The following is a 12,296-nucleotide window of genomic DNA, read 5'->3' as shown; positions in this document are numbered from 1 at the left end:
GCGAAAGGCGGCGCAGATGAGCCTCGCACCCATGGCGCTCGACTCCCTCGACGTGGCTCGATGGCAGTTCGGCATCACCACGGTCTACCACTTCATCCTGGTACCGCTCACGATCGGCCTGTCCCCACTGGTCGCACTGATGGAGACCCTTCACCTGCGCACCGGCAACGAGCAGTGGCGGACGGCCACCAGGTTCTTCGGCAACCTTCTGCTGATCAACTTCGCGCTCGGCGTCGCCACCGGCATCGTGCAGGAGTTCCAGTTCGGCATGAACTGGTCGGAGTACTCCCGGTTCGTCGGCAACATCTTCGGGGCGCCACTGGCCTTCGAGGCCCTGCTGGCCTTCTTCATGGAGTCCACCTTCCTGGGCCTGTGGATCTTCGGGCGCGACCGCCTGTCCCCCAAGTTGCACAACCTGTGCATCTGGATGGTCGCCCTGGGTACCAACCTCTCCGCCTTCTTCATCCTCGCCGCCAACTCCTGGATGCAGCACCCGGTCGGCGCCGTCGTCAACCCGGACACCGGCCGGGCGGAGCTGGACGGGGTCGGCGGATTCTTCGATGTGCTCGGCAACAAGATCCTGTGGGTCACCGTGGCCCACGTGATCGCCTCCGCCTTCCTGGTGGCGGGCACGCTCATCCTAGGGGTGTCCGCGTGGTGGATGATCAAGGCCGCCCGCGCCGGGCAGGACTTCGAGGCGCGCCGACTGTGGCGCCGCATGACTCGCTTCGGCGCGGTCACGATGATCATCGCCGGTATCTTCACCGCCGGCTCCGGCCACATCCAGGGGCAGCTGGTCGCCGAGGAGCAGCCCGCCAAGATGGCGGCCGCCGAGATGCTGTGCGAGACCGAGTCGGGCGCGGGCTTCACCGTGGCCGCCTTCGGCTCCTGCGCCGACGGCACCGCCAAGCACCTGATCACCGTCCCCTACGTGTACTCCTTCATGGCCACCAACGATCCCACCGCCGAGATCATGGGCCTGAACGACGCCCAAGAGCTCTACGCGGAGCGCTACGGCGACGGCGTGGACTACACCCCCAACGAGATGGTCACCTTCTGGTCCTTCCGCCTGATGATCGGCCTGGGCATGCTCGCCATAGGCATCGGCGTCGTCGCCCTGTGGCTGACGCGCCGCGGCCGCCTGGTCGACTCCCCGTTGCTGGGCAAGATCGCCCTGTGGAGCATGTGGCTGCCCTTCGTGGCCTGCTCCTTCGGCTGGATCATGACCGAGATCGGCCGCCAGCCCTGGGTGGTGGTGCCCAACCTCGCCGACCCCGTCTCCCAGGTCTACATGCTCACCGCCGACGGCGTCTCCCCCACCGTCGCCTCCGGCACCGTGCTGGCGTCGCTGATCGGCTTCACGCTGCTGTACGCCGCCCTCGGCGTCGTGTGGTTCCTGCTGCTGCGCCGCTACGTCCGCGAGGGCGTGCGCGCCCAGGTGCCCGACGTCGTCGACGCTGCCCGGCGCCCGAGTGACGACGCCGAGGCGCCGCTGTCCTTCCAGTACTAGCCGCACCCGATGCCCACCGAAGCAGCCGCCGAGGCCCACACCGGCCGACGCCGTCGCCCGCCGACACTGCCACCAACCACCGCCCAACTCGACTAGCCCGTGGAGCCCGCCGTGACACTCTCCGTCCTCTGGTTCATCCTCATTGCGATCCTCTGGGTCGGTTATCTGACCCTGGAGGGCTTCGACTTCGGCGTGGGCATGCTGCTGAAGATCCTCGGCCGGGACGAGCGGGAACGGCGCGCCATGGTGCGCACCATCGGCCCCCACTGGGACGGCAACGAGGTGTGGCTGCTGACCGCCGGCGGCGCCACCTTCGCCGCCTTCCCCGAGTGGTACGGCACCCTGTTCTCCGGCGCCTACCTGGTGCTGTTCCTCATCCTGCTGTGCCTGATCGTGCGCGTATGCGCCATCGAGTGGCGTGGCCGGATCAACGACCAGGCCTGGCGCGACCGGTGGGACTGGGCACACGCCATCGCCGCCTGGGTGCCCTCGATCCTGTGGGGGGCGGCCTTCGCGAACATGGTGCAGGGCATGGAGATCGAGGTGGTAGACACCGCCAGCGGCGCGCCCGTGCCGGCCGCCGAAGTACCCGCAGACGCGCTTGTCGTAGGTGCTTCCCACCTGCTCACCGGAGGGTTCTTCAGTCTGCTTACGCCCTTCACGCTGCTGGGCGGCGCGGCCACCTGCCTGCTGTTCCTCACGCACGGGGCCCTGTTCACCGCGTTGAAGACGGCCGGCGATCTGTCCGTGCGGGCGGGAACCTTCGCCCGTCGCTGCGGGGTCGCCTCGACGGCGATTGCCGCCGTCTGGGGCTTGTGGGCGACCAGTTTCTCGGCCACCGCCTGGGTCTGGTTGCCACTGGTGGTGGCGGCGTTGGCGCTCGTCGGTTCCCTGGTGGCCTCGTTCCGCGGTCGGCAGGGGCTCGCCTTCGGCCTGCACTTCGCCGGTATCGCCGGAGTCGGGGCGCTCATCTTCACGGCCATGACGCCCGACGTCATGCGTTCCTCGATCGATCCCGCGTATTCCCTGACCATCGCGCAGGCCACCTCCGCCGACGCCACCCTGGCGATCATGACGGTTGCCGCCGTCGTCTTCCTGCCGGTCGTGCTCTTCTACACGATCTGGGGTTACCGGACCTTCTCCGCGCGCATCAGCGCCGAGCGGATCGACCCCGCCGCCGGTGGGCTGCACCCCACGCGAGTGCGCGACAACGCCCAGCCCGCGCCCGTCGATCACTGAAGGCGCGCTCACCCCTCCGACGTTGGCGGGCCCGCAGCCCTGTGGCCTCCTCCTGGGCCTCCATGAGCTCGTCGTACATGTCGAAGTCGAGAGTGTCTGCACGCAGCTAGAACGCGTTGTTTTAGGCCGCACTATCGGCGCGAACGTGTGTTTTGGCCCGGCGGCGTGCGGGGGCGGTGTTGTTGCACGACCCTGGGCGACACTGCACGACCTTGGTGCACATTCCACGACCCCGGGGTGGTCGTGCAACGCACACCAGGGTCGTGGAACGCGGCCCGGGGTCGTGGAACGCGGCCCGGGGTCGTGGAACGCGGCCCGGGGTCGTGCAGTACATACACGGGGTGGGGTGAGCATCATCGCCACCCCACGCGTAACGGGTTACCGACACGAACGTCATGCACTAGACCAGCGCGTCGCGGGGAGGCGCGTTGAATCATGCCCACCCCTGATAACCCCTGACTTTCCCCCACTATCTCAACGAATAGCCCCGATCACGCACACACCTTCACGCCGATAACCCACGTTCACGCCGATAACCCTCTAAGGGCCGACATGCCAAAGTCCGCAAGGGCAAGGGAATGGCCCGGCAGGTGAGCGAAGTGATTGAGTCGACCGCTCATCTGATCCGGCCCATTGGTGTCCTTGTGGATGCCTGCCACCCCGCCGAGAGCCCGCTCCCGGGACTACGGTCCCAATCCGGCACTATGCTGTTTGGGTGAAGCCGTTGGACCCCCGACTCATGCGCTACGCAGCCGCGGCCCGGCGCTACATCGCCACGACGGCGGTCACGGGCGCGCTCACCGCGCTGCTCGTCGTCGCCCAGGCCTGGCTGATCTCCCGGGCCATCTCCCCGGTCATCACCGGGGGCGCCGCCCCCAGCACCGTGCGGCCCGCGATCGCGGCGTTGGCCGGAGTGGTGACGGCCCGGGCGCTGGTGCTGTACGTGCAGGAGTCGCGCGCCCACCGGGCCGCCACCGACGTCACCATCGACCTGCGCCGCCAAGTACTGCTGCGCGCCGCCGCCCTGGGGCCACGCTGGCGGGCCGTCCACGGCGCCGACACCGCCACCCTGCTCACCCGCGGCCTGGACGACCTCGAGCCCTACTTCACCCGCTACCTGCCCCAGCTGCTGCTGGCCGCCACCGTCACCCCCGCCACCGGTCTGGTGCTACTCACCCAGGACCTGCCGTCCGCGATCGCGGTGGCCTGCACAATCCCGCTGATCCCGATCTTCATGATCCTGATCGGCCGCCTCACCCAGGCCCACTCCGAGGCCCGACTGCGCACCATGGAACGCCTGGGTAGTCAACTGCTGGACCTGCTGGCGGGCCTGCCCACCCTCAAGGCGCTGGGACGCCAGGCCGGCCCCGCCCGGCGGGTGCGCGAGCTCGGCCGCGCCTACAACGCCACGACCATGTCCACGCTACGAGTGGCCTTCCTGTCCGGGGCGGTGCTGGAGTTCATCACCACCCTGTCGGTGGCAATCGTCGCCGTCGAGGTGGGCTTCCGGCTGCTGTACGGCCGCATGGACCTGGCCACCGGCCTGCTGGTCATCATGATCACCCCGGAGGTCTACCAGCCGCTGCGCCAGGTCGGCCTCCAGTTCCACGCCTCCGCCAACGGGGTGGCCGCCGCCGAGGCCGTCTTCGCGGTGCTTCAGGAGCCCGCGCCGACGCCGGGCACCGCCCCCGCCCCCGACCTGCGCACGGCCCGCATCGAGCTCGCGCAGGTGTCCGTGTCCGCCCGTGGCGCCTGGGCGCCCGCCGACCTTACGGCCACGATTCGCCCGGGCCGGGTGGTGGCACTGACCGGCGCGTCCGGCACCGGCAAGACCACCGCCGCGCAGCTGCTGCTCGGCCTGCTACCCCCCGACCGGGGTCGGGTGCGGGTCATCGCCGCCGACGGGCCGGCAATGGACCTGGCCGACGTCGACCCCGCCTCCTGGTGGGAGCAGATCGCCTGGGTGCCGCAGCGCCCCGTGATCGTGCCCGGCACGCTGCTGGAGAACACCATCGGCCAGACCCCTACCGACGCCACCGCCCAGGTCCCGCCCGCCCTGGCGGATGCCGCCGCGGCCACCGGCTTCGACGCCGTGGTCGCCGCCCTGCCGGACGGTTGGCGCACGCGCGTGGGTCAGGGCGGCGTGGGTCTGTCGGTCGGGCAGCGTCAGCGCCTGGCCCTGACCCGCGCCCTGGTCACCGACGCGCCCCTGGTGCTGTTGGACGAGCCCACCGCCCACCTGGACGCGGCCAGCCAGGCGCAGGTGCTGAACGCCGTGAACGCCCTGCGCGCGGCCGGCCGCACGGTCGTGGTAATCGCTCACCGGGCGGCACTGGTGGCCCTGGCGGACGACGTCGTCGAGGTGGCCTCGCGCCCCACCCCCGCGGCGGACTCGAGCGGCGCCACCCCCGCTGCGAGCCCCGCCGAAGCCATGGACGCGCTCGTATTCTCCGAGGACAACCGATGAGCGCCGCGCTTACCACCGCCGAACGCCGCGCCCTGCGCCGCGCCGTGACCCTGCTCGACCTGGACGGCACCCGCTTCGCCGCCTCCGTGATCGTCGGCTCCCTGGGACTGGCCAGCGCGGTCGGCCTGTCCGCCGTGGCCGCCTGGATGATCGCCCGCGCCGCCCAGGCCTCGGAGGTGGCCGCACTCGGCGTGGCCCCCGTCGCGGTACGCCTGTTCGGCATCTCCCGCTCCGTGATGCGTTACTGCGAGCGTCTGCTGTCCCACGACACAGCGCTGCGCGGCATGACTTCCCTGCGCACCCGCCTGTACGAAATCCTGGCCGCCGCCCGCACCGACACGGTCGCCGGACTGCGGCGCGGCGACGTCCTGGCGCGGGTGGGGGCCGACGTGGATGCGGTCGGCGACCTGGTGGTGCGCTCACTGCTGCCGATCGCGGTGGCGGCCGTGCTGGGGCTGTCCACCAGCCTGGGGGTGGCCCTCGTGTTTCCCCCGGCCGGCGCGATCCTGGCGGTCTGCCTGCTGCTCTCGGGCGTGGCCGGCCCGCTGGTGACGATCCGCTCGGCCCGTGCCGCCGAGCTGGCCCGTCAGGAGCAGGCCACCGACCTGTCGGCCGCCGTCATGAACCTGCTCGACGGCGCCGACGAGCTGCGCGTGTCCGGCCGCATGCCGCGCGCCATGAGCGACCTGGCGGGCTTGGAGGCGCACCTGGCCGCCACCCGCGACCGGGCGGCCCGGCCCGCCGCACTGGCCGCCGTCATCGACACCACCGCCATGGGACTGGCCGTACTCGGCAACATACTCGTGGGTGCCCCGGCCGTGGCGGATGGGCGCCTGGCGCCGGTGTGGCTGGCGGTGATCGTGTTGGTGCCGCTGAGCGCCTTCGAGGCCTCCGCCGCCCTGGGGCCGGCCTCCGTCCAGCTGGTCACGTCGGCCGGCGCGGCCGTGCGCATCGTGGACCTGCTCGACGACGCCGCCGCCTCCGCCGCCCGCGTGCCCACGCCGCGTCCGCTGCCGGCCGCGAGCGCCTCCGGGCCGCGGTTGCGCGCCCGGGGGCTGGCGGTGGGCTGGCCGGGCGGACCGGTCCTGGTCGACGGCGTGGACCTGGACCTGGCGCCGGGGCGGCGCCTGGCCGTGGTGGGTCCCTCCGGCATCGGCAAGACCACGCTGCTGCTGACCCTGGCCGGACTGTTGGAGCCGCGCGCCGGTGAACTCACCCTGGATGGGGCGCCGCCATGGGGGGCCGAACGGGCGGAGACTGCCGCGCGGGTGAGCCTGACCGCGGAGGACGCCCACGTCTTCGACACCACCGTGCTGGAGAACCTGCGCGTGGCCGACGGCGCGCTCACCCGCGAGCGGGCCGCCGCCCTGCTGGCACGTGCCGGCCTGGGCGACTGGCTGGCCCGACTGCCCGACGGACTGGACACGCGCCTGGGGGCGGGTGCGACGGCCGTGTCCGGCGGGGAGCGGCGCCGCCTGCTGCTGGCCCGCGCCCTGGCCGCGCCCGCACCGCTGATGCTGCTGGACGAGCCCGGCGAGCACTTGGACGCCGCTACCGCCGATCGCCTGGTCGGGGACCTGTTGCACGCCGGCACCGCGCCCGCGCCCGCCGCCGGTCCGGAAGCCTCGAACGCTGACGCGACCGGCCCTGCCGCCGAGGCCCGCGGCGTACTGCTGGTGACTCACCGCCTGTCGGCCCTGGCCGACGCCGACGAAGTACTCATCCTGGGCCGCCCGCACGCCGCCGCGCGCCCAGACGAAACGGGCAGCTTCGACGGCACCGACGATTCCCCGGCAGGCACCACCGCCGTCGTGACCCGGCGCGGCACCCACGCGCACCTGACCGCCGTCGACCCCGATTACCGCTGGTCCCTTCAGCAGGAGCAGGAGACTCATGTCTAACACGCCGTCCTACCCCGGCAGCCCCGGCCACAGCGCCGTCTCCGCGCCGACGGGAAGCACCGTCGGGCTGTTCCGCGCCGCCCTGCGGCTGACGAGCTCGCTGAAGGTCCCGGAGGCACTGAACCGGTTGGTCGACTCCGCCTGCGCCCTGACCGGGGCGGCCTGGGGGACGATCGCCGCCCCCGGGGCCGCCGACCCCGCCACCGCCGCCGCGCTGACCACCGGCACCGCCACCGTCTCCACCGACGAGCTGGCCACCATGGTCGCCGGCGCGCCGGAGGCCGGACCGGAGGACTGCGGCGTCGTCGTCCGCAACACGCCCGCCGGCGATGGGCAGCGCTGCGGCTCGATCCTGTCCGCCCCGCTGCGGGTGCACGGGCAGGTCTACGGCCGGCTGTTCCTGTGCGACAAGCAGGGCGGGTTCACCGACGCAGACGTCACCGCCGTGCTCACGCTCGCGGAGGCCGCCGCCGTCGCGCTGGAGAATGCCCGCCTGTACCGGGAGGCCCGCGACCGTGAGCAGTGGATGGCGGTGTCCCAGGAGTTGACCACCATGCTGCTGTCCGGGGCCGACGAGGGCGACGCGCTGACCCTGATCGCCCGCCGCGTGCGCGAGGTCGCCCACGCGGACACCTCCGCCCTGGTGCTGCCCAGCGTGGGCGACACCTGGATCTGCGAGATTGCGGACGGGGAGCACGCCGACGAGCTGATCGGCACGTTCTTCCCGCCCGAGGGCCGCGCCCTGAAGACGCTGGCGCGCCGCACCGGGCTGATTGAGGACTCGCTGGCCGACGCCTGGGGTGCCTCCGACCTGCTGGTTGAGGAGCTGTCCCAGTTCGGCCCGGCCCTGTACGCCCCCATGATTCACCGCGGCCGTGGCGTCGGCGTGATGCTGCTGCTGCGTGAACAGGGGGCGGAGCGCTTCACCCAGCAGGATCTGGAGATCGCGGAGCTGGTGGCCGGGCAGGCGACCATGGCCTTCGAGCTGGCCGACGCCCAGCACGCCGAGGAGATGGCCACGCTCCTGGATGAGCGGGCCCGCATCGGCCGCGACCTGCACGACCTGGCGATCCAGCAGCTGTTCGCCACCGGGATGCAGCTGTCCGCCGCCCGCGACCGGCTGCAGGCCGAGGGCACCGCCTCCGGCACCGACATGTCCGTGGCCTGCCAGGCGCTGGACGCCTCCCTGGCGGCGGTGGACGACTCGGTGCGGCAGATCCGCTCGATCGTGCGTTCGCTGCGCGACCGGGATGAGGACGTCAGCCTGGTGGAGCGGCTGCGGCGGGAGGCCTCTCTGGCCCGCACCTCGCTCGGCTTCGCGCCGTCCCTGATCCTCACCGTCGACGGCCACGGCCTGGCGCAGGCGGAACGGGACCGGGAGGACGAGCTGATCGGCGTCATCGACGCGGCGGTGGAGCCGGACCTGGCCGACGACATCGTGGCCGTGGTGCGGGAGGGCCTGTCGAATGTTGCCCGCCACGCCAAGGCCTCCTCGGTGACGGTGGACGTGAAGGTGGAGGGGCTGCTCACCTCCCAGCCGCCCGCCGGGCAGGACGGGGCGGCGTCCGGGGATGCCGAGCCCTTCCGGGGCGCGCCGGTGGTGGAGGTGGTGTGCCGGGACGACGGCGTGGGTGTGGACCCGCGGGTGACACGCCGCTCGGGGACCGCGAACATGGCCGAGCGGGCCCGCCGCCACGCCGGCAGCTTCGTGATCGGCCCGCGGGCCCGTTCCGACGGCGAGCGGCGGGGCACCTGCTTCACCTGGCGGGTGCCGCTCCATCGGGGTAGCCGAAGCGGGCTGCCTGATTTCATGCTCAGTGGCGTGACCGGGCAGCCTTCTGCGCCGCCCTCCTGATACGCCACCACTGCTGCATCTGGAACGGGTGGTCGTCAGGAAGACCTTCATACCTGTCAACTTGTTCCGGGTCCGCCACCAACAGCACGCCCAGATCGCCCATGCGCTCTCTGGTCGCAATCAGCATCTTGGCAGCGGCCACGGCTCCAGAACTAATCCATTCGCTTTCGATGCGATAGGCTCCAACCAGCAACTCGGACCTGCCCTGGCCGATATCCCGCGCCATTGCCACCATCTTCACCACGCCGAGGCTCCGCCTGACCCATGGGAACAGCAGAGCCAGTGGAGCAACCATATACACGACGGGGGTGAGCAGAATGAGTTTGATCGCATGCCCCCGCCGCAGCGCGGCCCCGGTCCAGGGACCGTACTCGCGCAAGAAGGGATCAACATCCCACGCCTCCAGGGAGAAGCCCTCCCGCCCCAGCACATCAACCGCCACCCGCACCGCCTCCCGAGCAGGCAGTGCCACAACAAACCGGCGAGCCGGATACGTGCTACCAATCGAACTCACAGCCCACTCCTCCCCACCCGTTGACCGCGCAGCCGTTCCGTATCACAGGCAGCAAGCCCACTAACTCCCGCTGCTTCTCACAGCGACCACATGCTGGCAACCTGACGCTCGGCCGTCGCATAGAGATCATCGGCATAACGTACGGCGGCGATGAGCTCCATCAGCATCAAGCTCAAATCCTGCCCCGACTGGGACGCTGAGCTATAAGTCGAGTCCGCCGCACTGGCAGCCTGGCCGCTCCACTCGGCCTGTGCCGCACCCATGCCTCCATCGAGCTGGCTCCAGGAGTACTCCCACTCCCCCTGCGCACGGGAAAGATCCTGGGCCAGCCAGTCCAGCACACCATCCTTCACCACCAGGTCGCTCATTACTCTTACTCCTTATCTTCCTTGGCTGTCACGAATCTCGTCCATCTGGTCAAGGGGTGTATCAGCTCTCCCCGAGCGCTGTTGCTCGCGCCACTGGGAGCGTAGGGATCGCATGTTGCGTTCCGCTTGTTCGCGCAGATGGCGGGCCTCCGGGGAGCGGTCGGCACCGGAGAGGACATCCATGACAGTCGTCCGGCCGGCATCAATCCGGTTCTGGATCCTGCGCCAGTCCTCGCCCAACTCGCCTGAGCGCGCCATCCTCGCACGCTCCTCCTCCTGCTGGTCGACCCGTTCCTGTTCGGCCTCCCGCTGGCGCTCAAAGTCTTTTCCTAATGAACGAAGCCTGCCGATGATCGCGTCCAGATCGACGTCCTGCCCGGCCCGACGCTGCGGCTCCGAGCCGAATTCATAACTCATACCCGCGCCCTCGTCCCGCGCACAGCAGCTTCGCCAATGTTGATTACGGTGTAGGAGACCTCGACAATCTTGGCCTTGGCCTGCACCGCCCCGGCGATCGCCTCATATATCAGATTGAGGACGAGGTTGATTGCTCGGACGAGCGCGAGGACTTTGTCAAGCTTTAGCGCTATCGCAGCGCCTGCCTTAATCCAGCCGGCCACCGGGACGGTAGCATCAAGAGCTAATTCACATAATAGTTCGCTGATGAACTTAAGCGCTTCACCTACCGCCCAAGCAGCGAGCTTCGCCACCGTGGCCACCTTGCCAACGATCCCGCTCACGTAGCCTGCCGCGTAGCTGAGCGCCGTCGTGGCTCCACTGAGGGCGGTGATGAAGGCGTTGCAGGCCTCGGAGCCATCCCCCGTCCACTCCGAGAGGGCGGGCAGCACTGCGGAGTCGTTCTCGCCGATAGCAACAAGCGCCTTGTCCACATAGGACCAGGCGGTCGAGGCGCCATCGACGACCCGCCAATCACCGGCGAACGGCTAATAGATGAGGTCATTGAGCAGCGACCAGCCGAAGAGCTGCTCAAACACCCAGTCCACAGAGCCGAGCAGGACGCCAGCGCTCCAGCGCATATTATCAATCTCAGAGGTAGGAGGCTCCGGCGGCACGAGGTAGGAACTCGCGTCCTGGGCCTCCTCAATCCCCCGGTTGGCCGACTTCGCCTGGGCGTAACGGTTCTCGGCTCGATAGAACTGGTCCTCGTCATACCTTCGCAAGGCTTCACCAGAACCGTAGACCTGCTCGATGACCGATGGTTTTCCCCACCGTAGTCGGGGCCTGCCGCCCGCGCCGCCGTGCCCAGCCCGGGAAGATATATTCTCGGGTCCGTGAAAGGAGGGACGGTGTGGCCGCGCTCCCGGAGGATGCGGGCGGCCTCTTCATAGACCTGCCGGTCGGTCTCGACGTAGGTGTCCAGAGTGGCGTCTAGCTTCTTGCCCGTCCATTCGTGGGCCTCGCCCAGCTGGCGCACGGTGAGCTTGCCCAACTCCACCACCGCGTCGTTGATCGGCTTGAGCGCTTTGAGGAGGTCTCCCAAGTCGGCAGAATCTATCCGCGCCCACTGCTCAATGAACTGCTCCATGGTGGACAGGTGCTCTGTGCCCTGCCTGGACAGCGTAGCTCCCGCGAGGGACAGATCCTCGTAGTCTACCTGCGTCAGCGTGACTCCCTTCAGTTACGCCTTGACCACAACTTCCGTAACTTAACCGCCACCAGAGCGTTAGAGAAAGAGTACATCCCGAAAAGAGACGTATATCCCAAGGCCACAGGCTTGCTGTGACAGCCACGCCTCAGGAGCGTCGCCAGCCGGAGGCGCGCTGGCCGGCCACCCAGGCGGCAACCTGGGTGCGCCGCTGCAGGCCCATCTTGGCCAGCAGGGAGGTGATGTGGTTCTTGACGGTCTTCTCAGCGACCCCGAGCCGCTCGCCGATCTCCCGGTTGGACAGGCCGTCGCCGATGAGTTCGAGCACCTTGCGTTCGGCATTGGTCAGGTCTGCGGTGGGATCGTCGTGATCCGCGCGACGGCGTGTGACGGTGCGCTCGTCCAGCAGCACCCGCCCGGAGGCGACCGCCCGCACCACGTCACTGATCTCGGCGCCGTGAACGGTCTTGAGCAGGTATGCCCTGGCGCCGGCGTCGAGGGACTCGGCCAGTGCCTCGTCGTCGTCGAAGGAGGTCAGCACGATCGGCAGTGCCTCGGGCACGGACTCGCGCAGTGCCTGCATGAGCTCGATACCGGTGCCGTCGGGCAACTGCAGGTCTACGAGTACCACGTCGGGGCGCATGAGCTCTGCCCGGCGGATGGCCTCCGCCTTGGAGCCGGCCTCGGCGACCACATCGAGCCCGTCGGCGCGCTCAATGATCTCGGCGATGCCGCGGCGGACGATCTCATGGTCGTCCACGATCATGACGCGGACCGTTTCGGGCGCGGGAGCACTCTGCATAGACCGGAGACTATCAGCAGCGGGGACCTACGTC

The 12,296-nt window shown here is 69.8% G+C and carries 11 protein-coding genes; 5 read left to right on the top strand and 6 right to left on the bottom strand.

The annotated features are described in order from the left end of the window. Positions 1–16: 16 nt before the first annotated feature. From DRB06_RS00795 to DRB06_RS00775, 5 genes are all read left to right on the top strand, one after another. The gene (locus DRB06_RS00795) at positions 17–1,510 is read left to right on the top strand and encodes a cytochrome ubiquinol oxidase subunit I (RefSeq protein ID WP_108966518.1); all 1,494 of its coding nucleotides are present in this window, start codon (positions 17–19) and stop codon (positions 1,508–1,510) included. 111 nt (positions 1,511–1,621) lie between these two features. Continuing rightward, on the top strand, positions 1,622–2,749 hold the full coding sequence (gene cydB, locus DRB06_RS00790) for a cytochrome d ubiquinol oxidase subunit II (RefSeq protein ID WP_073327246.1): 1,128 nt from the start codon (positions 1,622–1,624) through the stop codon (positions 2,747–2,749). 715 nt (positions 2,750–3,464) lie between these two features. Continuing rightward, entirely contained in the window at positions 3,465–5,216 is a 1,752-nt protein-coding gene (gene cydD, locus DRB06_RS00785; RefSeq protein WP_181575145.1) for a thiol reductant ABC exporter subunit CydD, read from the top strand. Next, positions 5,213–7,117 (top strand): thiol reductant ABC exporter subunit CydC, encoded by a 1,905-nt coding sequence (gene cydC / locus DRB06_RS00780; RefSeq protein WP_111818888.1) that lies wholly within the window; start codon positions 5,213–5,215, stop codon positions 7,115–7,117. The genes cydD and cydC overlap by 4 nt, the downstream gene beginning before the upstream one ends. Continuing rightward, positions 7,110–8,972 (top strand): GAF domain-containing sensor histidine kinase, encoded by a 1,863-nt coding sequence (locus DRB06_RS00775; protein WP_108966512.1) that lies wholly within the window; start codon positions 7,110–7,112, stop codon positions 8,970–8,972. The genes cydC and DRB06_RS00775 overlap by 8 nt, the downstream gene beginning before the upstream one ends. On the opposite strand, the gene DRB06_RS00770 is transcribed toward DRB06_RS00775, so the two are convergent. From DRB06_RS00770 to DRB06_RS00745, 6 genes are all read right to left on the bottom strand, one after another. Next, on the bottom strand, positions 8,932–9,486 hold the full coding sequence (locus tag DRB06_RS00770) for a hypothetical protein (RefSeq protein WP_146750762.1): 555 nt from the start codon (positions 9,484–9,486) through the stop codon (positions 8,932–8,934). The two genes, DRB06_RS00775 and DRB06_RS00770, sit on opposite strands and share 41 nt — an antisense overlap. A gap of 77 nt (positions 9,487–9,563) precedes the next feature. Further along, positions 9,564–9,854: a WXG100 family type VII secretion target gene (locus tag DRB06_RS00765; protein ID WP_111818886.1), complete on the bottom strand. Its 291-nt coding sequence runs from the start codon at positions 9,852–9,854 to the stop codon at positions 9,564–9,566. A gap of 12 nt (positions 9,855–9,866) precedes the next feature. Further along, positions 9,867–10,271, bottom strand: a complete 405-nt coding sequence (locus DRB06_RS00760) for a hypothetical protein (RefSeq protein WP_111818885.1) — start codon at positions 10,269–10,271, stop codon at positions 9,867–9,869. Beyond that, positions 10,268–10,744, bottom strand: coding sequence for a hypothetical protein (locus DRB06_RS00755; protein WP_108966502.1), 477 nt, complete (start codon positions 10,742–10,744; stop codon positions 10,268–10,270). The genes DRB06_RS00760 and DRB06_RS00755 overlap by 4 nt, the downstream gene beginning before the upstream one ends. A gap of 54 nt (positions 10,745–10,798) precedes the next feature. Beyond that, positions 10,799–11,035: a hypothetical protein gene (locus DRB06_RS00750; protein WP_108966499.1), complete on the bottom strand. Its 237-nt coding sequence runs from the start codon at positions 11,033–11,035 to the stop codon at positions 10,799–10,801. Between the two features lie 573 nt (positions 11,036–11,608). Beyond that, positions 11,609–12,262, bottom strand: coding sequence for a response regulator transcription factor (locus tag DRB06_RS00745; RefSeq protein WP_073327252.1), 654 nt, complete (start codon positions 12,260–12,262; stop codon positions 11,609–11,611). Positions 12,263–12,296 lie beyond the last annotated feature (34 nt).

The sequence above is a fragment of the Actinomyces sp. Z5 genome, from assembly GCF_003287795.1.
GTDB classification, from domain to species: domain Bacteria; phylum Actinomycetota; class Actinomycetes; order Actinomycetales; family Actinomycetaceae; genus Actinomyces; species Actinomyces glycerinitolerans.
This window is presented reverse-complemented; position numbering and strand designations above follow the sequence as displayed.

What these genes read in the sequence shown, in the direction of transcription:
- DRB06_RS00795 (WP_108966518.1), top strand. Translation starts at nt 17, where the DNA reads ATGAGCCTCGCACCCATGGCGCTCGACTCCCTCGACGTGGCTCGATGG.
- cydC (WP_111818888.1), top strand. Translation starts at nt 5,213, where the DNA reads ATGAGCGCCGCGCTTACCACCGCCGAACGCCGCGCCCTGCGCCGCGCC.
- DRB06_RS00775 (WP_108966512.1), top strand. Translation starts at nt 7,110, where the DNA reads ATGTCTAACACGCCGTCCTACCCCGGCAGCCCCGGCCACAGCGCCGTC.
- DRB06_RS00765 (WP_111818886.1), bottom strand. Translation starts at nt 9,854, where the DNA reads ATGAGCGACCTGGTGGTGAAGGATGGTGTGCTGGACTGGCTGGCCCAG.
- DRB06_RS00760 (WP_111818885.1), bottom strand. Translation starts at nt 10,271, where the DNA reads ATGAGTTATGAATTCGGCTCGGAGCCGCAGCGTCGGGCCGGGCAGGAC.
- DRB06_RS00745 (WP_073327252.1), bottom strand. Translation starts at nt 12,262, where the DNA reads ATGCAGAGTGCTCCCGCGCCCGAAACGGTCCGCGTCATGATCGTGGAC.